25 protein-coding genes and 1 pseudogene are annotated in these 20452 nt (G+C 74.0%); 14 read left to right on the forward strand and 12 right to left on the reverse strand.

All coding sequences use genetic code 11. From position 1 onward, the window contains the following. Positions 1 to 9 precede the first annotated feature (9 nt). Entirely contained in the window at positions 10 to 1539 is a 1530-nt protein-coding gene (locus tag OG799_RS10370; protein WP_406044809.1) for a flavin-containing monooxygenase, read from the reverse strand. A 114-nt stretch (positions 1540 to 1653) separates the two neighbouring features. On the opposite strand from OG799_RS10370, the gene OG799_RS10375 reads away from it, so the two are divergent. Beyond that, on the forward strand, positions 1654 to 2316 hold the full coding sequence (locus OG799_RS10375) for a TetR/AcrR family transcriptional regulator (protein ID WP_406044810.1): 663 nt from the start codon (positions 1654 to 1656) through the stop codon (positions 2314 to 2316). Between the two features lie 6 nt (positions 2317 to 2322). Here the strand turns inward: OG799_RS10375 and OG799_RS10380 are convergent, their stop codons facing one another. Both OG799_RS10380 and OG799_RS10385 read right to left on the reverse strand, forming a co-directional pair. Further along, on the reverse strand, positions 2323 to 2784 hold the full coding sequence (locus tag OG799_RS10380) for a hypothetical protein (protein WP_406044811.1): 462 nt from the start codon (positions 2782 to 2784) through the stop codon (positions 2323 to 2325). After that, a complete protein-coding gene (locus tag OG799_RS10385; protein ID WP_406044812.1) occupies positions 2784 to 3260 on the reverse strand; it encodes a hypothetical protein in 477 nt (158 codons plus the stop codon). Before OG799_RS10385 ends, OG799_RS10380 begins: the two co-directional genes overlap by 1 nt. 43 nt (positions 3261 to 3303) lie before the next feature. Between OG799_RS10385 and OG799_RS10390 the strand changes: the two genes are divergently transcribed. Next, on the forward strand, positions 3304 to 4353 hold the full coding sequence (locus OG799_RS10390; protein WP_406044813.1) for a helix-turn-helix transcriptional regulator: 1050 nt from the start codon (positions 3304 to 3306) through the stop codon (positions 4351 to 4353). Positions 4354 to 4366: 13 nt separating this feature from the next. Here OG799_RS10390 and OG799_RS10395 read toward each other — a convergent pair whose 3' ends face one another. Further along, positions 4367 to 4537, reverse strand: a complete 171-nt coding sequence (locus OG799_RS10395) for a hypothetical protein (protein WP_406044814.1) — start codon at positions 4535 to 4537, stop codon at positions 4367 to 4369. 54 nt (positions 4538 to 4591) lie between these two features. Here OG799_RS10395 and OG799_RS10400 point away from each other — a divergent pair, with 54 nt between their 5' ends. After that, positions 4592 to 4738: a hypothetical protein gene (locus tag OG799_RS10400; RefSeq protein ID WP_406044815.1), complete on the forward strand. Its 147-nt coding sequence runs from the start codon at positions 4592 to 4594 to the stop codon at positions 4736 to 4738. An 84-nt stretch (positions 4739 to 4822) separates the two neighbouring features. Here OG799_RS10400 and OG799_RS10405 read toward each other — a convergent pair whose 3' ends face one another. Together OG799_RS10405 and OG799_RS10410 are read right to left on the reverse strand one after the other, a co-directional pair. Then, entirely contained in the window at positions 4823 to 6088 is a 1266-nt protein-coding gene (locus OG799_RS10405) for a hypothetical protein (protein WP_406044816.1), read from the reverse strand. Beyond that, on the reverse strand, positions 6081 to 6617 hold the full coding sequence (locus OG799_RS10410) for an RNA polymerase sigma factor (RefSeq protein ID WP_406044817.1): 537 nt from the start codon (positions 6615 to 6617) through the stop codon (positions 6081 to 6083). Before OG799_RS10410 ends, OG799_RS10405 begins: the two co-directional genes overlap by 8 nt. Positions 6618 to 6764: 147 nt before the next feature. Here OG799_RS10410 and OG799_RS10415 point away from each other — a divergent pair, with 147 nt between their 5' ends. Together OG799_RS10415 and OG799_RS10420 are read left to right on the forward strand one after the other, a co-directional pair. Then, positions 6765 to 7187 carry a VOC family protein gene (locus tag OG799_RS10415; protein ID WP_406044818.1) on the forward strand — a complete coding sequence of 141 codons (423 nt, stop codon included), beginning with the start codon at positions 6765 to 6767 and terminating at the stop codon, positions 7185 to 7187. After that, positions 7184 to 8143, forward strand: a complete 960-nt coding sequence (locus tag OG799_RS10420) for an RNA polymerase subunit sigma-70 (RefSeq protein ID WP_406044819.1) — start codon at positions 7184 to 7186, stop codon at positions 8141 to 8143. Before OG799_RS10415 ends, OG799_RS10420 begins: the two co-directional genes overlap by 4 nt. Before the next feature lie 59 nt (positions 8144 to 8202). On the opposite strand, the gene OG799_RS10425 is transcribed toward OG799_RS10420, so the two are convergent. Beyond that, positions 8203 to 8808, reverse strand: coding sequence for an MBL fold metallo-hydrolase (locus OG799_RS10425; RefSeq protein WP_406044820.1), 606 nt, complete (start codon positions 8806 to 8808; stop codon positions 8203 to 8205). A gap of 337 nt (positions 8809 to 9145) precedes the next feature. Between OG799_RS10425 and OG799_RS10430 the strand changes: the two genes are divergently transcribed. After that, positions 9146 to 9574: an archease gene (locus tag OG799_RS10430; RefSeq protein WP_406044821.1), complete on the forward strand. Its 429-nt coding sequence runs from the start codon at positions 9146 to 9148 to the stop codon at positions 9572 to 9574. Positions 9575 to 9580: 6 nt separating this feature from the next. Here OG799_RS10430 and OG799_RS10435 read toward each other — a convergent pair whose 3' ends face one another. Then, positions 9581 to 10999: an RtcB family protein gene (locus OG799_RS10435; protein WP_406044822.1), complete on the reverse strand. Its 1419-nt coding sequence runs from the start codon at positions 10997 to 10999 to the stop codon at positions 9581 to 9583. Between the two features lie 76 nt (positions 11000 to 11075). Between OG799_RS10435 and OG799_RS10440 the strand changes: the two genes are divergently transcribed. After that, on the forward strand, positions 11076 to 11882 hold the full coding sequence (locus tag OG799_RS10440) for an SDR family oxidoreductase (RefSeq protein WP_406044823.1): 807 nt from the start codon (positions 11076 to 11078) through the stop codon (positions 11880 to 11882). A gap of 37 nt (positions 11883 to 11919) precedes the next feature. On the opposite strand, the gene OG799_RS10445 is transcribed toward OG799_RS10440, so the two are convergent. Next, the gene (locus OG799_RS10445; RefSeq protein ID WP_406044824.1) at positions 11920 to 12510 is read right to left on the reverse strand and encodes a helix-turn-helix domain-containing protein; all 591 of its coding nucleotides are present in this window, start codon (positions 12508 to 12510) and stop codon (positions 11920 to 11922) included. Positions 12511 to 12557: 47 nt separating this feature from the next. Here OG799_RS10445 and OG799_RS10450 point away from each other — a divergent pair, with 47 nt between their 5' ends. Beyond that, positions 12558 to 13403 carry a class I SAM-dependent methyltransferase gene (locus OG799_RS10450; protein WP_406044825.1) on the forward strand — a complete coding sequence of 282 codons (846 nt, stop codon included), beginning with the start codon at positions 12558 to 12560 and terminating at the stop codon, positions 13401 to 13403. Between the two features lie 86 nt (positions 13404 to 13489). On the opposite strand, the pseudogene OG799_RS10455 reads toward OG799_RS10450, so the two are convergent. Beyond that, a pseudogene (locus OG799_RS10455) lies at positions 13490 to 13981 on the reverse strand (IS5 family transposase); the annotation flags it as partial. 148 nt (positions 13982 to 14129) lie between these two features. On the opposite strand from OG799_RS10455, the gene OG799_RS10460 reads away from it, so the two are divergent. Further along, entirely contained in the window at positions 14130 to 14570 is a 441-nt protein-coding gene (locus OG799_RS10460) for a hypothetical protein (protein WP_406044826.1), read from the forward strand. Between the two features lie 301 nt (positions 14571 to 14871). Next, a complete protein-coding gene (locus tag OG799_RS10465) occupies positions 14872 to 15288 on the forward strand; it encodes an SSI family serine proteinase inhibitor (protein WP_406044827.1) in 417 nt (138 codons plus the stop codon). A gap of 48 nt (positions 15289 to 15336) precedes the next feature. Here OG799_RS10465 and OG799_RS10470 read toward each other — a convergent pair whose 3' ends face one another. Further along, positions 15337 to 15945 carry a hypothetical protein gene (locus tag OG799_RS10470; RefSeq protein ID WP_406044828.1) on the reverse strand — a complete coding sequence of 203 codons (609 nt, stop codon included), beginning with the start codon at positions 15943 to 15945 and terminating at the stop codon, positions 15337 to 15339. A 196-nt stretch (positions 15946 to 16141) separates the two neighbouring features. Here OG799_RS10470 and OG799_RS10475 point away from each other — a divergent pair, with 196 nt between their 5' ends. From OG799_RS10475 to OG799_RS10485, 3 genes are all read left to right on the forward strand, one after another. Further along, positions 16142 to 17032 (forward strand): pentapeptide repeat-containing protein, encoded by an 891-nt coding sequence (locus tag OG799_RS10475; protein WP_406044829.1) that lies wholly within the window; start codon positions 16142 to 16144, stop codon positions 17030 to 17032. Between the two features lie 106 nt (positions 17033 to 17138). Beyond that, the gene (locus tag OG799_RS10480) at positions 17139 to 17375 is read left to right on the forward strand and encodes a preprotein translocase YidC (protein ID WP_406044830.1); all 237 of its coding nucleotides are present in this window, start codon (positions 17139 to 17141) and stop codon (positions 17373 to 17375) included. A gap of 53 nt (positions 17376 to 17428) precedes the next feature. Then, entirely contained in the window at positions 17429 to 17659 is a 231-nt protein-coding gene (locus OG799_RS10485) for a hypothetical protein (RefSeq protein ID WP_406044831.1), read from the forward strand. A gap of 125 nt (positions 17660 to 17784) precedes the next feature. Here the strand turns inward: OG799_RS10485 and rnhA are convergent, their stop codons facing one another. Next, positions 17785 to 18261 carry a ribonuclease HI gene (gene rnhA / locus OG799_RS10490; RefSeq protein WP_406044832.1) on the reverse strand — a complete coding sequence of 159 codons (477 nt, stop codon included), beginning with the start codon at positions 18259 to 18261 and terminating at the stop codon, positions 17785 to 17787. Positions 18262 to 18443: 182 nt separating this feature from the next. Here rnhA and OG799_RS10495 point away from each other — a divergent pair, with 182 nt between their 5' ends. Next, the gene (locus OG799_RS10495; RefSeq protein WP_406044833.1) at positions 18444 to 19553 is read left to right on the forward strand and encodes a serine hydrolase domain-containing protein; all 1110 of its coding nucleotides are present in this window, start codon (positions 18444 to 18446) and stop codon (positions 19551 to 19553) included. The last annotated feature ends 899 nt before the right edge of the window (positions 19554 to 20452 follow it).

Genomic DNA, 20452 nt, shown 5'->3' on the forward strand with positions numbered 1-20452 from the left:
TCCTCTCGGTCAGGCGACGGGGGTGTCGGCGGGCGGGCGCGCCCCGCGCAGCGTGGGGTCGGCCGGGGAGTCGTCGGTCGGGGCGCCGGCGTGGGAGAAGCGGACGCCGGAGTCGGTGAGCCGGCCGTGCCGCATCAGCAGCACGTCGCGGGGGTAGTTCTGGTGCAGCCGCCAGGGCGTCGTCGCGCCCTGCTTGGGCAGCTGGTCGACGGCGCGCAGCACGTACCCCGACTTCAGGTCGATGATCGGCGCCAGCTCGCCGGCGGCCGGGGCGACCGGGGTGACGATCTCCTGGCCGGTGGCGTCGAGGTGGCGCAGCAGCCGGCAGACGTACGTGGCGACCAGGTCGGCCTTCAGCGTCCAGGAGGCGTTGGTGTAGCCGATCGTCATGGCGAAGTTCGGCACGCCGGAGAGCATCATGCCCTTGTACGCGACGGTCTGTGCGAGGTCGACCTCCCGCCCGTCCACCGCGAGGATCATCCCGCCAAGGGCGAGCAGGTTGAGGCCGGTGGCGGTGACCACGACGTCGGCGGGCAGCTCCTCGCCGGAGGTGAGCCGCACGCCATGCTCGGTGAAGGTGTCGATGGTGTCGGTCACCACCGCCGCCCGCCCGGCCCGGACCGCGGCGAACAGGTCGCCGTCGGGCACCACGCAGAGCCGCTGGTCCCAGGGGTTGTAGCGGGGCGAGAAGTGGCGGTCGATGTCATAGCCGACCGGCAGCCTGCCCTTGGCCGCGCGGCGCAGCAGCTTCCTGACCACGCCCGGGGCGCACCGGCTGAGCTGGAAGTTGGCCACCCCGAGCAGCACGTTCTTCCAGCGCACCACCGGATACGCGGCCTTCGCGGGCAGCCAGCGCCGCAGCGCGTCGGCCAGCACATCACGCGACGGCAGCGAGATGACGTACGTGGGTGAGCGCTGGAGCATGGTGACGTGGGCGGCCCGTTCGGCCATCGCCGGCACCAGGGTCACCGCGGTCGCGCCGCTGCCGATCACCACCACCCGCTTGCCGGCGTAGTCCAGGTCGTCGGGCCAGTGCTGGGGGTGGACGAGCTGGCCGGCGTACCGGTCGACGCCGGGGAACTCAGGGGTGTAGCCCTCGTCGTACCGGTAGTAGCCGGAGCAGGTGAAGAGGAACGCGCAGGTGAGCACGACCTCCTCGCCGGTGTCGTCGCGGTGGGCGTGGACGGTCCAGCGGGCGATGGCGCTGTCCCACTCGGCGCGGACCACCCGGTGGTGGAAGCGGATGTGCCGCTCCACGTCATGCTCGCGGGCGGTGTCCCGGACGTACTCCCGGATCGAGTCGCCGTCGGCGATCGCCTTCGGGTCGGTCCACGGCTTGAAGGAGTAGCCGAGGGTGTACATGTCGGAGTCCGAGCGGATGCCAGGGTAGCGGAACAGGTCCCATGTCCCGCCGATCGCCCCGCGGGCCTCGAGCACCGCGTACGTCTTCTCCGGACAGTTGCGGCGCAGGTGCACGGCGGCGCCGATACCGGAGAGCCCGGCACCGACGATGAGGACGTCGACGTGGTCGGAGGCCATGGAATCTCCCGTTCGCGGGGCAGTGGAACGGACACTATCCACCGCCGTCGACGCCAGTCAACACCCTGTCGAGTCGAATCGACAGAGTGTCGAGCGGGTGTACCATCAGCCGTCATGACCACCGCCCGTACGCCCGCCGGAGCCGCGCCGACGCGCGGGCGGCGACCGGGCCGCTCGACGGGCGACGACCGGGAGCTGGCCATCCTCGCCACCGCCGAACAGCTGCTGGCAGAGCGTGCCTTCGGCGACATCTCCATCGACGACCTGGCGAAGGGGGCCGGGATCTCCCGGCCCACCTTCTACTTCTACTTCCGGTCCAAGGACGCGGTGCTGCTCACCCTGCTCGACCGGGTCATCGAGGAGGCGGACGCGACCGCGGGCGACGTGCTGGACCGCCTCGCCGAGGACCCGCGGGCCCGCTGGCGGGAGCTCATCGGCCGGTTCCACGCCACCTTCGGCGGCCATCGGGCGGTGGTGCTGGCCTGCGCCCAGGTGCGCGGCACCAACACCGAGGTGCGGCGCCTCTGGGCCGCCGTGCTGGACCGCTGGGTGCACGCGGTGCAGACCGCCATCGAGGGGGAACGCCGCCGCGGCGCGGCCCCGGACGGGCTGCCCGCCCGGGACCTCGCCATCGCGCTGAACTCGATGAACGAGCGCGTCTGGTACGCCACCTTCGCCGGCGACGGCCCGGCCGTGGCCGAGCGGGACGTGGTGGACGTCCTGCTCGACGTGTGGCTGACCGCGATCTACCGCACCACGACCCCGCCGCCGGCCTGAGCCGGCTCAGCCGGTCGACGTCCGGGTGAAGTCCATGGTCCAGTTCGTCTCCCAGGTGCACTCGCCGTCGGTGGAGAACGCCTGCTCCCAGCGGCACGAGGTGGGCGTGATCCGGGACCAGATGAACCGGCACCGGACCGGCCGCCCCTCGTCGGTGTCGTCGGCGTAGAAGGTGCCGACGCCGTCGACGAACCGGCCGACCACCGGCGGCAGCTCCAGGATCCCCCGTCGGCTGTGCATCCAGTAGATCGACCAGAGCCCGGTCGCGGGGTCGAGGATCCGCACGGTCGAGCCGGAGAAGCCCCGGGTGGGGCAGCGCATCTCGTCGAAGCTGCCGGCGCCGTCGAAGAACCGGTGCGCCACCGAGGTGGCCGGGAACTCGTCCCACTCGTCGCTGCCGACGTGCCGCTTCATCAGGCGACGGTTGGCCACGTCCCAGGTCCCGACCAGGAAGTCGAAGTCGCCCATCAGAAGCCCACCGGCCCCTCGGCGCGGGTGTCGGCCAGGTAGCCGGCCAGGTCGGGCCGGTCGGGGGCGAGGACGTGGCGGATCCACGCGGTGCGCTCGTGCTCCAGCACGCCCAGTTCCCAGACGCAGCCCACGCCGGGGCGGGGCATCGGCACGAAGTGCGCCGGGTCGTCGTCCGGGCAGTCCAGGGCGGACTGCCCGGCGACCGCGATCCGGCACTCCACCACGTTGTCCCAGAACCAGCTGTACGCCAGCAGGTAGGCGCCGCTGTCCGCGCCCCGGTGCAGCACCACCCAGCTCGCCGGCGGGGTGCCCCCGTCGGGCTGGGGCAGCAGCTTGGGCAGGAAGGCGTACGCGGCCTCCACCACCTCCGGTTCGAGCCGGCGGTCCGGCTGGTCGATGTGGTAACGCTTGACGTGCCGGCCGGCGACCTCGACGGTCCCCGGCACGGTCAACTCCTTGTCGCGAAAAGCCATGCCGGGACGGTAGAACCGCTCCCCTGACAGCTACTGTCAGTGGATGCGCGCCAGTCGCCTCCTGTCGATCCTGCTGCTGCTCCAGAGCCACGGCCGGCTCACCGCCGCCGAACTGGCGCAGCGGCTGGAGGTCTCCGTCCGGACCATCTACCGGGACGTCGAGTCGCTGCACACCGCCGGGATCCCGCTGTACGGCGAGGCCGGGCACGCCGGCGGCTACCGGCTCGTCGACGGCTGGCGGACCCGGCTGACCGGGCTCACCGCCGAGGAGGCGGACCGGCTGCTCTTCGCCGGGCTGCCCGGGCCGGCCGCCGAGCTGGGCTACGAGTCGGTGGTCGCCACCGTCCAACTCAAGCTGCGGGCCGCGCTGCCGCCGCCGCTGGCCGACCGGGCGGCACAGCTTCAGCAGCGGTTCCACCTGGACACCCCCAGCTGGTACTCCGACGGCGACCCCTCGCCGCACCTGGCCCCCACTGCCGACGCGGTCTGGCGGCAGCACCGGATCCGGGTCCGCTACCGGAGCTGGCGGGGCGAGGTGCCCCGCATCCTGGAGCCGTACGGCCTGGTGCTCAAGGGCGGCCGCTGGTACGTGGTGGCCGCCCGGCCGGAACGCGCCGAGCCAGCCACCTACCGGGTGAACCAGATCCTCGAGCTGACCGCCCTGGACGAGCCCTTCGACCGGCCCGCCGAATTCGACCTGCCGGCCTGGTGGCGGGCGCACGTGGTGGAGTTCCGGGCCCGGCTGCACCGCGACGAGGCGATCATCCGGCTCTCCGCCCAGGGGCGGGACCGGCTGCGGGAGGTGGGCAGCGACGCGGTGGTCGCCGCGGTCGACGCCAGCGCCGGCCCGCCGGACGAGGTCGGGTGGGTGCGGGCGGTGGTGCCGATCGAGTCGCTCACCCACGCCCACGGCGACTTCCTCCGGCTCGGCGCCGAGGTGGAGGTGCTCTCCCCCGCCGAGCTGCGCGACCGGCTCGCCGACACGGCCGCCGCGCTGGCCGCGCTCTACGCCCCGCCGCACCAGCCGGCCGGCACTCCGGCCCCCGCCGCGGGCGCCGAACCGCGGGTCGGGCCCCGCGTGGCACCGTCCTGACCTGACCGGCCGATCAGCGCAGCCCGCACAGGGCGGCCGCGACGGTGGCGATGCCCCGCTCGATGTCGCCCGGGGCGTTGGCGGCGTAGCCGAGGACCAGGCCGGGCGGCTGCGGTCGCTGCCCGTGCCAGGACAGCGGCTGCACCTTGACGCCCCGGCGCAGGGCCGCGGCGGCGAGCTCCACGTCGGACGCGGGCGGTCAGCGGTCGGCGACACCACCGGCGAGGTCCTGATCGTCATGGAGGCGATGCACGCCTCGGCCGGCGCCGACGTGCCGAAGATGCTGACCGAACTGGCGTCCGCGCTGGCCGACGTCTGGTCGGCGTCGGCCCGGGCGGCCGTGCTGAGCGCCGCCGAGCCGACCTTCGCGATCCCGCCCGGCTGAGCAGGCGACGACGCCACGCCCGAACGGGTTCGTGGCCCGGCGGCTGCTCCCGGCGCTGGCCGGCGCCGGGAGCAGCCACGGGTGTCACAGCCGCGGCGGGTCCATCCAGGACCAGGCGACGCCGTCGGTGGAGAGCCAGACCCCCTTGCTGTCCGGCCAGCCCGTCTGCACGTACCCGCCGGGCACCGGCTCGGCCGACGCGCCGGGACCGAGCGTGGTCGGGCGGAGGGTCCGCCCGCCGTCCGTGCTCGCGAACATCAGCGGCCGCTCGGCGGCCGTCAGGCCGGCCTGGACGACCAGCACGCCGTCCGGCCGCACCGCGGCCCGGATGGTGCGTCCGCCCACCGTCGCGGTGCCGGGGGTGCGCTGCCACGACACGCCGCCGTCCGCGCTGCGGTAGATCACCAGCCGTCCGGCGACCCGGCCGACGGCGTAGAGCGTGCGACCGTCGGACGAGGCCAGCGCCGCCGCGCCGAAGTCGTCGTCGGAGGCGGTCAGCGGGGCGTCGAAGACGTGCCGCCGCCAGGTCCGCCCGCCGTCCCGGCTGACCTCCACCGCGCTGCCCGTCCAGGTGATCCGGCCGCCGTCGCCGGTCCGGGAGCCGGTGCGCCCGCTGACCCAGAGGCCCGCCGAGGCCGGCAACCCCGCGACGTACCCCGACTGCTGCAAAGTGGACCGCGTGGTCAACTGGCCGATGTCCCCGGTCGCCGGATCGACGGCGAGCAGCGGCTCGTCGCTCGGCCCGGGCTTTCGCTCCAGCACCCGCCAGCCGGCCGGCAGCGCGGCCACCTTTCGCACCGCCACCTCCCGCCAGGTCGCCCCGCCGTCCGTGCTGGCGATCCAGGCCGCGGACCGGCTGCTCGGGTCGGAGCGGGACACGTACCAGGCGACCAGGGTGCGCGGACCCACCGCCCGCAGGTCCACCATGGCGTCGTCCGGCACCGGCAGCCGGCCGGTCCGCCAGGTGCGGCCGCGGTCATCCGTGCCGGCCCAGCGCACCGGGCAGCCGGTCCGGCACTCCTGGTAGCGAACGTAGAGATGGTCCAGGTCGCCAGCGGCCGGTCGGCCGGTCGACACCTGGCGGCCCGCACCGGGCGTCGGCGTGGGCTGCGGCCCGGGCATGAATTCCGGGGTACGGTCCGGACCGAAGGCCGGCGCCGGAAGCCGCTCCCCCGCCGGCCGGGCGGCGACCGCGATCCCCGACCCGGTGGCCACCACCGCCGCCGCGACGACAACCGCCGCGATCCGGGTCCGCCGCCGGCGCCGGGCGCGCGTACGCACCTGCTCGAAGTGCGGCTTGAACGCGGCCTGGGCGGCGGTGTTGAGACCGGCGAAGTCCAGGTCAGGCATGGCGAACATCCCCCTCGGCGAAGGCGTGGGCCGGGCCGGCCGGCTCGGCGTCGGTGAGGTGCCCGGCCAGGGCGCGGCGGGCTCGGACCAGGCGGGTCTTGACCGCCTCCACCGAGCAGCCCATCGCGGCGGCCACCTCGGTCACCGGCAGGTCCGCGAGGTGGTGCAGCACGACGGTCTCCCGGGCCTGCCGGGGCAGCTTCTGCAGGGCCGCCACCAGGGCGACATGGTCCGGTGACAGGGCCGGTGTGCTGTGCTCGCCGGGGTGCAGGCGACCGGACCGGGCGATGCGGTGCAGGATCGACCGGCGTCGGAACCGGGACCGGGCGGCGTTCAGCGCCACCGTCCGCAGCCACGCCTCCGGGTTGTCGACCTGGCGCAGCTGGCCGGGTCTCGCGAGGGCTCGGACGAACGCCTCCTGCACGACGTCCTGCGCCTCGGCGTAGTCACCGGTCATCGCGTACATCTGGGCCACCAGGCGGGCCGCCGAGGCGGCGTACACCTGTCTGATCTGTTCCTGCGGGTCCACATCGTCCCCTCCCTTGTCCGATCGCTGCACCCGGTACGACCCCTCAGCGCACGGCGAGGTGACATTCTCATCGGAACACCGATGAGTCCCCGACCGACCGGACGTTGTACGTCACGACAGCCGTCACCGAGGCCAGGGAGGCCGATCATGGACTGGAAACTCGAGCTCGTCGTGGTGCCCGTTTCGGACGTGGACCGGGCCAAGGCGTTCTACCTGGACCAGACCGGGTTCCGGCTGGACGTCGACCACTCCGCCGGCGAGGACTTCCGCGTCGTGCAGCTCACCCCGCCGGGCTCCGCCTGCTCGATCGCGCTGATGCGCAAGCCGGACGCCGCCGGCTCGGTGAGCGGTCTGCACCTGGTCGTCCCGGACATCGACGCGGCCTTGGCGGAGCTGGTGGACCGGGGCGCGAAGCCCAGCGAGGTCTTCCACTTCGCGGCGGGTGGCGTGCAGACCCCCGGGCCGGACCCGGAGCGCCGGGACTACGGCTCGTTCCTGTCGTTGCGGGACCCCGACGGCAACGAGTGGCTGGTCCAGGAGGTCGGCCGGGTCGGGGCGGCGGTAGCGTGACGACCCAGGTCCACACCGCGCCGGCCGACCCCGACTTCACCGCGCTCACCGAACGCCACCGTCGCGAGCTGCACGTGCACTGCTACCGGATGCTCGCCTCCTTCGACGACGCCGAGGACGCCGTCCAGGAGACGTACCTGCGGGCGTGGCGGGGGCGGGACGGCTTCGACGGCGCGCAGGCCCGGGCCTGGCTCTACCGGATCGCCACCAACGTCTGCCTGGACCTGCTGCGCCGCACCGGCCGGCAGCCGCGCGCCGTGCGGTCGTACGCGGAGGTGCCGTGGTTGCAGCCGTACCCGGACCGGCTGCTGGACCGGGTCGCGCCGGGTGACGAGCAGCCGGACGCGGTGGCGGTGACCCGGGAGACCATCGAGCTGGCGTTCCTCGCCGCCATGCAGGTGCTGCCGGCCCGGCAGCGGGCCGCCTTCCTGGTCCGCGACGTGCTCGGCTGGTCGGCGGCGGAGACGGCGGAGCTGCTGGAGACCAGCGTGGCGGCGGCGAACAGCGCGCTGCAGCGGGCCCGGGCCACCCTGCAGTCCCACCTGCCGGCCCGGCGGGCCGACTGGGCGGCCAACCCGGCCGACGAGCGGGAACGGGAGCTGCTGGCCCGGTTCATCGACGCCCACGAACGCTGCGACGCGACCGCCGCGCTCGCCGCGGCGGCGCCGGACCTGCGGATCACCATGCCGCCGGCGCCGATGTGCTTCGACGGGGTCGCGGCCATCGCGCCGCTGCTGGAGCGGGCCTTCGGGCCGGAGCGGGAGGGCGACTGGCGGCTGCTGCCGACGTACGCCAACCGGCTGCCGGCCGCCGCGAGCTACCTGCGGCGACCCGGCGACCCGGTGTTCCGGGCGTTCAAGCTGGACGTGCTGCGGGTGCGGAACGGGCGGATCGCCGAGATCACCACCTTCGGCCACGCACTGTTCCCCGCGTTCGACCTGCCGGCGGAGCTCTGAGCCGGTCGGCGCCACGGCCGACCGCCGGGCGGAGCCCCGCCCAGTGGCCGGCCGGCGGATCAGGCGGTCTCGCCGGGAGCCAGGTAACGGTAGCGGTCGCCGAGGGTCTCACCGAGCCAGCCGTTGACGCTCTCCAGCCCCCGGTCGTTGAGCTGCGCGTCGTGGATGGGGAACACCCGCCGCGATTCGACGGCCTGGGCGAAGTCGATCGCCTCGGTCATCTTCAGCCAGGACGCCTGGGCCGGCACCAGCAGCGTGTCGACCGGCCGGCCGGGCAGGTGCAGCGAGTCGCCCGGGTGGTAGACCGCGTCGTCGACCAGGTAGCCGAGGTTGACGCAGTCCGGCTCGCCGTCGTGGATGACGGCGTGCCGGCCGCCCACCGCGGTCACCGCGAAGCCGGCGGCGGTGAGCCGCTCACCGGCCGCCACCCGGGTGACCGGCAGCGGCGCCAGGTCGGGCAGCCGGGCGTCGCGGGGCGCGAAGACCGGCACGCCCAGGCCGGCCAGCCGCAGCACGTCGATGTGGTCGGCGTGCTCGTGAGTGACCAGCACCGCGTCGGCCCCGACCAGGGCCCTGGCCTCGCTCCAGGTTCCGGGGTCGATGACCAGGACCCGGCCGTCGTGCTCGATCCGGACGCAGGCGTGCGTGAATTTGGTGATCTTCACCCGGCAGACCCTACCGAGGCCGGCATGATCCCGTGGTCCCCGTCAGTCGCCGAGCTGCCAGCCCGGGTCCTGGTCGGCCGTCCAGCGGACCGCGCCCGCGTCGTCACCCAGGATCCCCTCGAACTCGGCCGGGGTGATCTCCCCCGTTCGCAGCCGGCGCGCGTTCGCGGCGAACCGGGCCAGCGCCGCGCCCCGCGCGTCCGGCTCGGGCAGGAGGCCGTGCTCCGCGAGGATCGAAAGGTCACGGCGTCGGCGTCGTCTGCGATCATGCCGGCAACCCAGCGACCGGCTCCGACAATTCGCGATGGCCGGCCGTGGACGCCGGCATGATCGGGGCATGGAGCGACGACCCGCCCGCGGGCACCGGATGGTGCCGCACACCGCTGACGTGCGGATCGAGGCGTGGGCGCCGGACCGGGAGGGGTGCGTGGCAGAGGCGGTTACCGCCCTGGTCGACACCTTCGTGGATCCCACCGGCGCGACCCCCGAGGCCGACGTCGAATTCCACGTCCCGCCCGGCGCGGACGAGGACCTGCTGGTGAGCGTACTGGATGAAGTGATCTTCCGGATGGAGACGGAGGGTGAGCTGCCGCTGGCGACGGAGGTGCGCCCGGCCGACGACGGCGGCCTGACGGTGCGCTGGCGCGCCACCGGCACGGACGCGGTGGAGCTGGTCGGCGCGGTACCCAAGGCGGTGTCCCTGCACGAGCTGCGCTTCGGCCCCGACGGGGATGGCTGGTCCTGCGCGGTGACGTTGGACGTGTGACGCCGCTCAGCCCTTGACCACCCCGAGCGGCACGAGCCGCGCCACCCGCCGGCACAGTCCGGCGCCCTCGGCCGCGGCCACCACGGCGGTGATGTCCTTGTACGCGGCCGGCATCTCCTCGGCGAGCCCGCGCCGGGACGCCCCGCGCACCGCGATGTCCTGCGCCTCCAGCTCGCGCCGCGGGTCGTGCCCGCGCCCCGCCTTCGTCGCCTGCTTGCGGCTCTGCACCCGGCCGGCCCCGTGGCAGGTGGAGGCGAACGCCGGCGAGCCCGGCACGCCGGCGAGGACGTACGAGCCGGTCCCCATCGAGCCGGGGATGAGCACCGGCTGCCCGGCGTCGCGCAGGTCGTCCGGCAGGTCCGGGTGGCCGGGCGGCAGCGCGCGGGTGGCGCCCTTGCGGTGCACGCACAGCCGCCTCGGCGCGCCGTCCACGTCGTGTGTCTCGATCTTGGCGAGGTTGTGCGAGATGTCGTACACCAGGTCGAGCCCGGCGCCGGTGACCCGCTCGAAGACCTGCCGGGCCGCGTGGGCGAGCAACTGCCGGTTCGCCCGGGCGTAGTTGGCGGCGGCGGCCATCGCCCCCAGGTAGGCCCGCCCCTCGTGGGAGGCGACGGGGGCGCAGGCGAGCTGCCGGTCCGGCACGTGGATGCCGTAGCCGCCCATCGACTTCTCCATGGCCCGGACGTGGTCGGTGCAGATCTGGTGGCCCAGCCCTCGCGAGCCGCAGTGGATCATCACGCAGACCTGACCGGCGCGCAGCCCGAAGGCGCTCGCCACCGCCTCGTCGTACACCTCCTCGACGGCCTGCACCTCCAGGAAGTGGTTGCCGGAGCCGAGGCTGCCGACCTGGTGCGCGCCGCGCTCCACGGCCCGCTCGCTGACCTGGGCCGGGTTCGCGTCGTCGACCGCGCCGTAGTCCTCACAACGGTCCAGGTCACGCTGGACGCCGTAGCCGCGCTCGACGGCGTACCGGGAGCCGCCGCGCAGCACCGCGTCCAGCTCGGCGCGGTCCGGCAGGTGCCACACCGCGCCCTTGCCCATGCCGCGCGGGGTCGCCGCGCCCAGGCCGTCCATCAGCGCGTCCAGCCGGGGCCGCAGCCGGTCGCGGTCCAGGTCCGCGGTGAGCAGTCGCACCCCGCAGGAGATGTCAAAACCGACCCCGCCGGGCGAGACCACCCCGCCGGCCTCGACGTCGGTGCCGGCGACGCCGCCGATCGGGAAGCCGTAGCCCCAGTGCACGTCCGGCATCGCGTACGAGGCGCCGACGATGCCGGGCAGGGTGGCCACGTTCGCCACCTGCTCCAGCGACTTGTCGGCCCCGGCGTCCGGCAGCAGCGACCGGGACGCGAAGACCAGTCCCGGCACCCGCATCGGGTCACGCCGGTCGATCCGGAACCGGTACGGGGACTCCTCGACCAGCTCCATGTCGGCCCGGCTACCCGGGTCCGGGCCGATTACACCCGGGCTGACTCCGCTCGCCCGGGCCGGATAATGCGACACCATGCCCCAGCGATACGAGGACTACCCCAGAATCGCCGTCGTCACCGGCGCGGACTCCGGCATCGGCAAGGCCTGCGCGGTGGCGCTCGCCGAGGCCGGCTTCGACATCGGCATCACCTGGTACGGCGACTCCGACGGCGCCGGGCGCACCGCGGCCGAGGTACGCGCCACCGGTCGGCGCTGCGAGGTCGCCGAGATGGACCTGACCCGCCTCCCGGAGGCCGGGTCGGTCGTCGACGAGCTGGCCGACCGGCTGGGCGGGATCGGCGTGCTGGTGAACAACGCCGGCGTCGGTCTCGCCACGCCCTTCGTGGACGTGGCGTGGGAGCAGTGGCGGGAGGTGCTCAGCGTCGACCTGGACGGGCCGTTCCTCTGCTCGCAGCGGGCCGTCCACCGGATGCGGGCGGCCAGCGCCGGCGGCCGGATCGTCAACATCACCAGCGTGCACGAGCACGCGCCCCGGGTCGGCACGTCGGCGTACTGCGCGGCGAAGGGCGGCCTCGGGCTGCTCACCAAGGTGATGGCCCAGGAGCTGGCGGCGGACGGCATCACCGTCAACGCGGTCGCCCCCGGGGAGATCACCACCCCGATGACCGGGCAGGAGGACGTCGACCCGTTCACGCAGGAGCGTCCGGGGGTGCCGGTCGGGCGGCCGGGGGACGCGCGGGAGATCGCCGCGGTGGTGGCGTTCCTCGCCTCGCCGGCGGCGGCGTACGTGACCGGGGCGTCGTGGGTGGTGGACGGGGGGATGCTGCTGATGGGTCCGCAGGCCTCGGGGCTGCCGTCCGACGGCTGGCGGTCGGTCTGAGGCGCGATAACCCGGCGGCGCCCGCCTGCCGCCGACCTCACGGCTGCGGGGCGTCGTCCGAGGCGTGCAGGTGGGCCTGCTCCCCGTCGTGGTCGAGGATGGTGAGGATCTCCACGGGACCGTCATGGGCGCCGATGGCGTGCGGGACCATGGTCGAGAACTCGGCGGCGTCGCCGGCCTGGATCAGGATGGTGCGCTCCCCCAGTCGCAGGCGGGCAGTGCCGGACAGGACGGTGAACCACTCGCGGCCGGGGTGCACACCCAGGTGCTCCGCCCCGGTCGGCCGTTCGGGGGTGATCCGCATCTTCGCCACGGTCACGCCCTGCACGGCGCGTTCGCGGGAGAGCAGCCAGGTCGTCAGCCCTCGCGTGTGAGCCGGCTGCGGTCGGATCACCACGTCCTCGTCGCCGACGGACTCGACGAGCTGATCGAGCGTGGTGCCGAGCGCCCGGGCGATGGGGACCAGCTGATCGAGGGCGATCCTGCGGTGCCCGGTCTCGATGCGGCTCAGGGTCGAGGGGCTGAGGTGGCAGCGGGCGGCGAGAGCATCCAGTGACCAGCCGCGGGCCGTTCGCAGGCCGCGGATGCGCTGGCGGATCACGGCGTCCAGGGCGACTTCTTGCGTCATGAGCAAGATTGTATGCCTCAGGCGCACGGACCGGTTAGCGTGGCGGCATGGCACACCACACTCACCAGCACCACGGCGGCGGGCAGGCACACCACGACGAGGCCGGGCTGGCGGAGCTGCTGGACCTGGACGCGGAGGTGCTCGGCCCGTACCTGGACGAGGTGACCGCGTGGGTCGGGCAGCACGCTCCGCACGTCCCGCGCACCGTCGTCGACCTGGGTGCGGGCACAGGCACCGGCAGCTTGGCGCTGGCGCGGCGCTTCCACTCCGCCGCGGTCGTCGCGATCGACAGGTCGGCGCTGATGCTCGACCGTCTCCGAACCGCGGCGCGCGGGCAGGGGCTGGCTGATCGGCTGCGCGTCGTGCAGGCCGACCTGGACGTCGCCTGGCCCGAGATCGGTGCGGTGGACGTCGCCTGGGCGGCCTCGTCGTTGCACGAGGTCGCCGACCCTGACCGGGTGCTCCGCGACGTCCACGCCGTGTTGAACCCTGGTGGCCTGCTGGTGGTGATCGAGATGGACGACCTGCCCCGCTTCCTCCCCGACGACGTCGGGCTGGGCCGACCCGGCCTGGAGTCACGCTGCCACGAAGCCCTGGCGCAGGCGAACTGGAACTCGCACCCCGACTGGCGGCCGCACCTGGCGGCGGCCGGTTTCGAGGTCACCGCGCAGCGCACCTTCACCGTCGAGGCGAGCCCGGCGCCGCCGAGCACCGGGCGCTACGCGCACGCCTACCTGCGCCACATCCGCTCCTTCCTCGACGGCCGGCTGGCCGCCGACGACCTCGGCACCCTCGACCACCTCCTGGCGGGCGACCACCCCGACGCTCTCCTGCACCGCCGCGACCTGACCGCCCGGGGCAGCCGGACCACCTGGGCGGCCCGTCGCCCCTGAGCGCGACCCGCGCCGGGTCACGGCCGGCCGGCACCTGCTCGCCGGCGTCCCGTGATCACCCGACCCGCTAGGGCGTGTCTCCTGGATCATGGGCGGCGGTCGGGTTTGGCGCGTAGCCAGATGAAGATGTCGGCGATCTGGACGGTGGCGCGGTAGCGGCAGGCGAGCTTGTCGTAGCGGGTGGCCACGGCCCGGAACTGCTTGCGCCGGTTCATGAGTCGTTCGATGGTGTTGCGCTGCCGGTATCCCTGCGGGCGGAACCCGGGTGGCCGGCCACCGCGGGAGCCCTTGCGCGTGCGGTTGGCCTTCTGGTCGTCCTTTTCCGGGATGTCGTGAGGGATGCGCCGGGCGCGCAGCGCCGCCCGGCTGGCCCGTGAGCTGTAGGCCTTGTCCGCGGCGAGGCTGTCCAGGCGCTTGCGGGGCCGACCGACGCCGCCGGGCCGTCGCACCGCCACTTCGTCGAGTAGCCGTGGAAGCTCCCGGGTATCGGAGTCCTGGCCCGGGGTCAGGTGACTGGCCAGGTTCCGACCGCGTCCTCCCCCGATCGTGTGGATCTTCGTGGTCCACCCGCCCCGGGACTTGCCGAGAGCTGGCCAGCACGCCCACCGTCACCCCGATGAACGAGGCCAACAGGGCCGAGGCGAGGGCGATGAACAATGACGTACGCAGCCCGTACACCAACTGGAGCAGGATGTCCCGGCCGCTGCCCGGTTCGAGCCCGAGCCAGTGGTCGGCACCGATACCACCGGCATAGCCGACCGGCATTCCGAAATCGTTGAGGCGATCGACGAACTTGTCCGTCGGATCAATTCCGGTGAGCCAGCCGAGCAGCGGCGCGCTGAGCGCGACGACCGCCGCGACGAGCAGGGTCAGAGCACTGACGCGGCGGTGGAGTCCCGCTTGAGCCGCAGCCAGGCAAGCTGGTTGGGGGACCGGCCGGTGATCTCCCGGCGCTCGGTCGACGGCGGCGGATCCGCCGGCGAGTTGACCGTGACGGCGGGGTCGACGACGGCCGGGTCACCGGCGGCGGACAACGACGGCGGGTGGGACAGGTCGCTCATGACGGGCCCCCTCGGCGGCGGCGAATACGTCCTTTCCGCCGACCGTAAACCGATTATCCACGGCCGATTGAATCGTTCCGGTAACGACGGGATCGGTTGTCAATGAGTGACAACGATCCGGTTTCGCCAATGACGCCGCGCAATAACGACGGAATTCGGTTGTCATCCTATCGGCCATGGTGGAAAAACGCTCCAGGTGACCCCGCGTTCCGGTTGTCAGCCGTTCGGACAATGTCGCGGAATGGCCTGCGGCGCGACTGACGCCGTCCGTCGGGGCGCCCCGGGCGACGAAACACTTCGTGACGTTTCGCGTTCACACCGTCCACTTAGGGTTCGGCACGGCCCGGCCGCACGACGGTCGGGCCGCAGCCGGCCCCCACCCGGGGCCCCAACGGAAGGGCGGCACCATGCCCTTCGCCCGACGCACCGCCGCGCTTGCCCTGGCCGCGGCCCTCGGCGGGCTCGCCGCCGTGGCCGCCCCGCACCCCCGGGCGGCCGAGGCGGCGCCCCGCCCCGGCCCCGAGACGCCCTCGGTGCTGCTGCTCACCGTCGACCCGGCGACCGCCGGCCCGCACGCCACCGTGCTGATCTGCGGCCCGGCCGGTGGCCTGCAGCCTGACCCGGCGACGGCCTGCCGGCTCGTGGCGCGCGTCAACGGCGACCTCGCCGCCCTGGACGTGGACCCGGGGCCGTGCAGCCTGGAGCACGCCCCGCTCACCGTGCGCGCCGTCGGCCTCTGGCAGGACCGGCCGGTGTCGTACACCCGGACCTTCGACAACCGCTGCGCACTGCGACGCGGCACCGGCGCGCTGTTCGACTTCTGACCGGTGCGCGGCGCCCGCGCCCGCGCGGGCGCCGCCGGCGTGCGGCGCTCATCTGGCCAGCGAGATGGAGGCCCGCTCGATGTACGCGACCTGCGCGGCGAAGGCCACCAGCGCCACCACCACCCCGACCGCGATGCTCACCGTCGGGCTGCCGCCCGCCAGGCCGGTCAGCAGCGTGGCGCCCAGCCCGACCAGCAGGGCGTTGACCGCCCCGACCATCGCCGCCGTGGTGAGCAGCAACTGCCAGTGGCCCGGGCGGCTGCCGACCGCCGCCCAGGCGGCGCGCCGTGGGTCGCCGCCGCCGACCGCGTCGGCGAAGAATTCGTGCTCGCCGGCGAACTGCCGGTGGTAGTAGGCGCGGATGCGCTGGATGCGCTGGAGGTCCAGCGCGTTCTCCACCATGTTCTGGACCAGCCGGCCGAAGGTGAACAGGCCGGTGATCACCAGGGTCGGCACCACCGCACCGAGGTACGGCTTGAGCAACTGCCCGCTGGTCGAGACGAAGCCCAACCCGATCAGCGCGGCGGAGAGCATGGTGAGGAACACCGTGGCCCGGCCGACCGACTCGGCGATCGTGGCGCCCCGGGAGGTCTGCAGCACGAAGTGCTCGGTCGTCAGGGCGGTGAGCAGCGTCTGTTCCCGTGCCTGTTCGTCCATCCCGCCGCCTTTCGTGCCGGTTACGGTCACGATACGAAGCTCAGGGGTACCGGCGTGACCGAACGGGCGCGACGACCAGCCGGCGGGCCCGGGCCGCCGGGACGGCCACCGGCGGGTGGGCGGAGAATGGGTCCGGTCGCGGCCACCTCGCCGCGGGCACCCTCAGCGACTCCGAGCGGCGGGAGGCCGGTTCAGCGTGTCGGACACGACAGAACAGCAGTCGCCGGCGACCGTCGGCGGGCGGGAGCTGCGCGCCGACTGCACCCGCTGCTTCGGCATCTGCTGCGTCGCGCCCGCCTTCTCCGCCTCCGCCGACTTCGCCCTCGACAAGCCCGCCGGGCAGCCCTGCCCGAACCTGGGCGCGGACTCCCGCTGCGGCATTCACCGCGACCTGCGCCAGCGCGGCTTCCCCGGCTGCACCGTCTTCGACTGCTTCGGCGCCGGCCAGCAGGTCGCCCAGGTCACCTTCGGCGGGCGGGACTGGCGCGCGGACCCGGCGACCGCGCGCCGGATGTTCGACACCTTCGCGGTGATGCGGCCGCTGCACGAACTGCTCTGGTACCTGACCGAGGCGCTCGCCCTGACCCCGCCCGGTCCGCTGCGCGACGACCTCACCCGGGCGCTGGAGGAGACCGGGCGGCTCACCGACGGCACCCCGGAGGAGCTGCTCGCCCTCGACGTCGACGCCCACCGGGGGCGGGTCAACGCGCTGCTCTCCCAGGCCGGCGAGCGGGCCCGGGCCGGTCAGCCGGGCGCGGACCGGCGCGGGGCGGTGCTGATCGGGGTGGACCTGCGCCGGGCGGACCTGGCCGGGGCGAACCTGCGTGGCGCCTGCCTGATCGGCGCCGACCTGCGCGGCGTGGACCTCGGCGCGGCCGACCTGACCGGCGCGGACCTGCGCGGGGCCGACCTGCGCGGGGCCGACCTGAGCCGCTGCCTCTTCCTGCACCAGTCCCAGCTCGACGCCGCCCGCGGCGATCACCGCACCACCCTGCCCGCCGCGCTGCGCCGCCCCGCGCACTGGTCGCTCACGGTCACGCCGACCCGTCCCCGGACCGGACGCCCGGACGCCCGCCGGCGGCGCTGACCCCGTTACCGCCGCGGGTGGTGACGTTTCGCCGCGATGCCGTCGGGTAGCCCGAACTGCCGCCGCCAGCACGGCGTCGGCGGCCGGCGGCACCAGGGAGGCGACCGTGGGATATCGGACCCGGCAGGGAAAGCAACCGGTCGATCCGGCGCACGCCGAGGACGAGGCCGGTCAGGCCCGGTTGGTCCAGGTGGGGGCGGACACCGACGTCCCGGCGCCGGACGACGGCGCGCCGAAGCCGGACCTGGTCACCGAGGACGACGGCTCCGGGGTGGCCGGTGGCGCCTCGGGCAGCAGCTCGGGCGGCTCGGGCATGCCGGGGCACCCCGACGCGCCCCGCTGACCGGGCCCGGGCGGACGACGTTTGCCGTCCCGGGACGCGGGCAGGAGGACGACATGACGAGTGGACACACCTTCGGCCGGGCGGACACCGACGAGCCCGACGGCACGACCGCGTACGAGGCGTCGCTGCGGCCGCCGGGCGAGTCCCTGCACACCACCGACGACACCGGCGACGACTTCGCCGACCTGCCGGCCGAGGAGGCGACACCGGCCCGGGAGACCAGCCGGGCCGGGTACGACGTCGACGCCGTCTCGGGCACTGGCGAGCCCCCGGTCGAGGAGTGACCGGCCGGCGCCGTCAACCGAGGCTGATCGCGCCGGACGGGCAGCGGTCGGCCGCCTGCCGGACCCGCCCGTCCAGCCCGGGCGGCGGCTCGGCGAACCGACCGGGTTCGACACAGCCCGTCGCCTCACCGGACGCCGGCCACGTCCGCACGGGCCTCGGTCATGCCCCGGTTGGCCAGCGCGTCGGCCCGCTCGTTCTCCGGGTGGCCGTTGTGGCCCTTCACCCAGAGCCAGGTCACGTCGTGCCGGGCGCAGGCGGCCTCCAGCCGCTGCCACAGGTCGGCGTTCTTCACCGGCTGCTTCGCCGCCGTCAGCCAGCCGTTGCGCTTCCAGCCGGCGAGCCAGCCGGTGATGCCGTTGCGGACGTACGTGCTGTCGGTGTGCAGCCGGACGGTGACCGGCCGGGTCAGGCTCTCCAGCGCCCGGATCGCCCCGGTCAGCTCCATCCGGTTGTTGGTGGTCGGCGTCGCCTCACCGCCGCACAGCTCCCGCTCGTGCTCGCGCCAGCGCAGCAGCGCGCCCCAGCCGCCCGGGCCGGGATTGCCGCTGCACGCCCCGTCGGTCCAGATCTCCACGACCCCGCCGCCCGCCGCCTCCACCATGCCGGCAACCTACCGGGTACGCCGGCCGGCGGGATTACCCGACCCGCGTACGGCCGCCGGCGTGCGGCCATGATCAGGCACCTGGCCCTCGCCGCCGCGCTGGTCGCCGCGCTGCGGGCCCGGCTGCTGACCGGCTGAAATCCCCGCGACCGGCGCGCGCCGCTCTGGCAGGCTGGCTCACCATGGACGGACGTTGGGACGGCCTGCGGGCTGAGGTGCGCAGGACGATCGACGAGCTGGTCTCCTCCGGCCGGGAGGCCGGGGTGCAGGTCGCGGCCTACCTCGACGGTGAGCCGATCGTCGAGGAACAGGCCGGCCCCGCCGACCCGACGACCGGCCGGCCGCTGACCGCGGACACCCCGGTGCACGCCGTCTCCACCGGCAAGGGCCTCACCGCCACCGTGGTGCACGTGCTGGCCGAGCGCGGGCAGCTCGACTACGACCTGCGCATCGCCGAGGTGTGGCCGGAGTTCGCCCAGCACGGCAAGGACGCGATCACCCTGCGCCACGCCCTCACCCACACGGCGGGCGTGCCGGCGCTGCCCGCCGACATCACCCCCGCGGACTTCACCGACTGGGAGCGGATGTGCGCCCTGGTCGCCGCCGCCGAGCCGCGCTGGGCGCCGGGCGAGCGGATCGCATACCACGCGTGGACGTTCGGCTGGCTCGTCGGAGAGGTGGTCCGGCGGGTCACCGGCCGACGGATCTCCCAGGTGCTCGCCGAGGAGGTGGCTGCGCCGCTCGGCGTTACCGGGGAACTCTTCCTCGGGGTTCCCGAGGCGGACCTCGGCCGGCTGGCCCGCTTGGAGGACGCCGGACTGGCCGCGCTGATGGAGTACGCCGGCGCGAATCTGCCGAACTTCGACGCGGTGGCCCCGCCCGCCGTCCGGCCCGACGCGACGATCGGCGGCAACCCCGACGTGCTGCGCGCCGACGTGCCGGCCGTCGGCACGATGACCGCGCGGGCGGTGGCCCGGATGTACGCGGCGCTGCTCGGCCCGGTCGACGGCGCACGGCTGATCTCGCCCGAGCGGCTGCGCGAGGTGTCCACGGTGGCGGTGCGCGGCACCGAATGGGTGTTCGGGCAGGAGACGGCCTTCGGGCTGGGCTACGCGGTCGAGGCCGACGGTTCGTTCGGCACCGCGGGCAGCGGCGGCAGCCTCGCGTTCGCGTACCCGGAGCTGGGGCTGACGGTGGCCGCGGTACGCAACCGGCTCGGCGCGGGCGACGGCGACCCGATGGAGGGCCTGCGGAGGCTCATCCGTGACGCGGTGGTCGCCGGATCGGCCTGAGCGGCCCGGGCCGCGCCGGCGGCTGCCGAGGGTGCCCGACCTCCTCCGCTGTGGCGGGTGCGGCGCTCCCTGCGGATGATTCGTCCTGCGATCCGCTGGATCCACTCGGCGGCGACACGTTCGGGTCGAACAAACCGGTCGAGGTGTTCGCCCCACCGATTGGATACCGGGCCGCGCCGAGCAGCCCTGTCCTCATTGGTCCGCTCGGGCATCGGAGTCCGCGGTAGAACGGTCGTCGCACTACATCATTCGGTGCGTCTGTTCGGATTACCCGTCGACGGCGATGGCGCTTTCCGGAGGTGGGTGTTCAGCCGAACGGCCACCCGCGCCCGTTTGAAAAAAATGCCCGCCGTCGCGGTCAGTGAGCGTCGATGGCGCCACCTCGATCCGTTGATCCGGCCGCGCCGATGCCCTACCCCGTTGCAGCAAAAGGCGTCCGCCCACTCCCGACGATCAGCGGGAAATTCCCCGTGTCGCCGCCCAGCGATCACCCAGCGCAACCAGACGCTGGCCGATCCGCACTCGGCCCAGGTTGGGCATGGTGGCCGAACGGCTGAGTTCTCCGCTGAGTCGCTGTCGCGTTCACGACTCGTTGAGTGTTAGACACGTCGTGTTTACCTTTCGTAATCTCTGACGAACCCGCGGCCACCCCGTCATTTCCCATCGCCCCGAGGCCGAACCAGTTCGACCCCGGGGCACATTTCCCGTACGGCAGGCTTCTTTCGCTGTTCCTGAGCCGGATATCCGGCGGCTCGTTACTGCCCGGAAGCGCAACTGATGGAGGGTCGAATGACCGAGGTTGCACAGACACGTTCGATTGACAGGGACGACGAAGAGCCCGGGAATCCGGGCGGCGAACCCCGGCGACGCCAGCACGGACGCGACTCGGACCTCGAACC

Origin of the sequence: Micromonospora sp. NBC_00898, from assembly GCF_045207895.1 — a bacterium.
GTDB lineage: Bacteria > Actinomycetota > Actinomycetes > Mycobacteriales > Micromonosporaceae > Micromonospora.

Coding starts and splice junctions, on each gene's coding strand:
- OG799_RS10370 (WP_406044809.1), bottom strand. CDS start 1,539: ATGGCCTCCGACCACGTCGACGTCCTCATCGTCGGTGCCGGGCTCTCC.
- OG799_RS10375 (WP_406044810.1), top strand. CDS start 1,654: ATGACCACCGCCCGTACGCCCGCCGGAGCCGCGCCGACGCGCGGGCGG.
- OG799_RS10380 (WP_406044811.1), bottom strand. CDS start 2,784: ATGGGCGACTTCGACTTCCTGGTCGGGACCTGGGACGTGGCCAACCGT.
- OG799_RS10385 (WP_406044812.1), bottom strand. CDS start 3,260: ATGGCTTTTCGCGACAAGGAGTTGACCGTGCCGGGGACCGTCGAGGTC.
- OG799_RS10390 (WP_406044813.1), top strand. CDS start 3,304: ATGCGCGCCAGTCGCCTCCTGTCGATCCTGCTGCTGCTCCAGAGCCAC.
- OG799_RS10400 (WP_406044815.1), top strand. CDS start 4,592: ATGGAGGCGATGCACGCCTCGGCCGGCGCCGACGTGCCGAAGATGCTG.
- OG799_RS10405 (WP_406044816.1), bottom strand. CDS start 6,088: ATGCCTGACCTGGACTTCGCCGGTCTCAACACCGCCGCCCAGGCCGCG.
- OG799_RS10415 (WP_406044818.1), top strand. CDS start 6,765: ATGGACTGGAAACTCGAGCTCGTCGTGGTGCCCGTTTCGGACGTGGAC.
- OG799_RS10430 (WP_406044821.1), top strand. CDS start 9,146: ATGGAGCGACGACCCGCCCGCGGGCACCGGATGGTGCCGCACACCGCT.
- OG799_RS10435 (WP_406044822.1), bottom strand. CDS start 10,999: ATGGAGCTGGTCGAGGAGTCCCCGTACCGGTTCCGGATCGACCGGCGT.
- OG799_RS10440 (WP_406044823.1), top strand. CDS start 11,076: ATGCCCCAGCGATACGAGGACTACCCCAGAATCGCCGTCGTCACCGGC.
- OG799_RS10445 (WP_406044824.1), bottom strand. CDS start 12,510: ATGACGCAAGAAGTCGCCCTGGACGCCGTGATCCGCCAGCGCATCCGC.
- OG799_RS10450 (WP_406044825.1), top strand. CDS start 12,558: ATGGCACACCACACTCACCAGCACCACGGCGGCGGGCAGGCACACCAC.
- OG799_RS10465 (WP_406044827.1), top strand. CDS start 14,872: ATGCCCTTCGCCCGACGCACCGCCGCGCTTGCCCTGGCCGCGGCCCTC.
- OG799_RS10470 (WP_406044828.1), bottom strand. CDS start 15,945: ATGGACGAACAGGCACGGGAACAGACGCTGCTCACCGCCCTGACGACC.
- OG799_RS10485 (WP_406044831.1), top strand. CDS start 17,429: ATGACGAGTGGACACACCTTCGGCCGGGCGGACACCGACGAGCCCGAC.
- rnhA (WP_406044832.1), bottom strand. CDS start 18,261: ATGGTGGAGGCGGCGGGCGGCGGGGTCGTGGAGATCTGGACCGACGGG.
- OG799_RS10495 (WP_406044833.1), top strand. CDS start 18,444: ATGGACGGACGTTGGGACGGCCTGCGGGCTGAGGTGCGCAGGACGATC.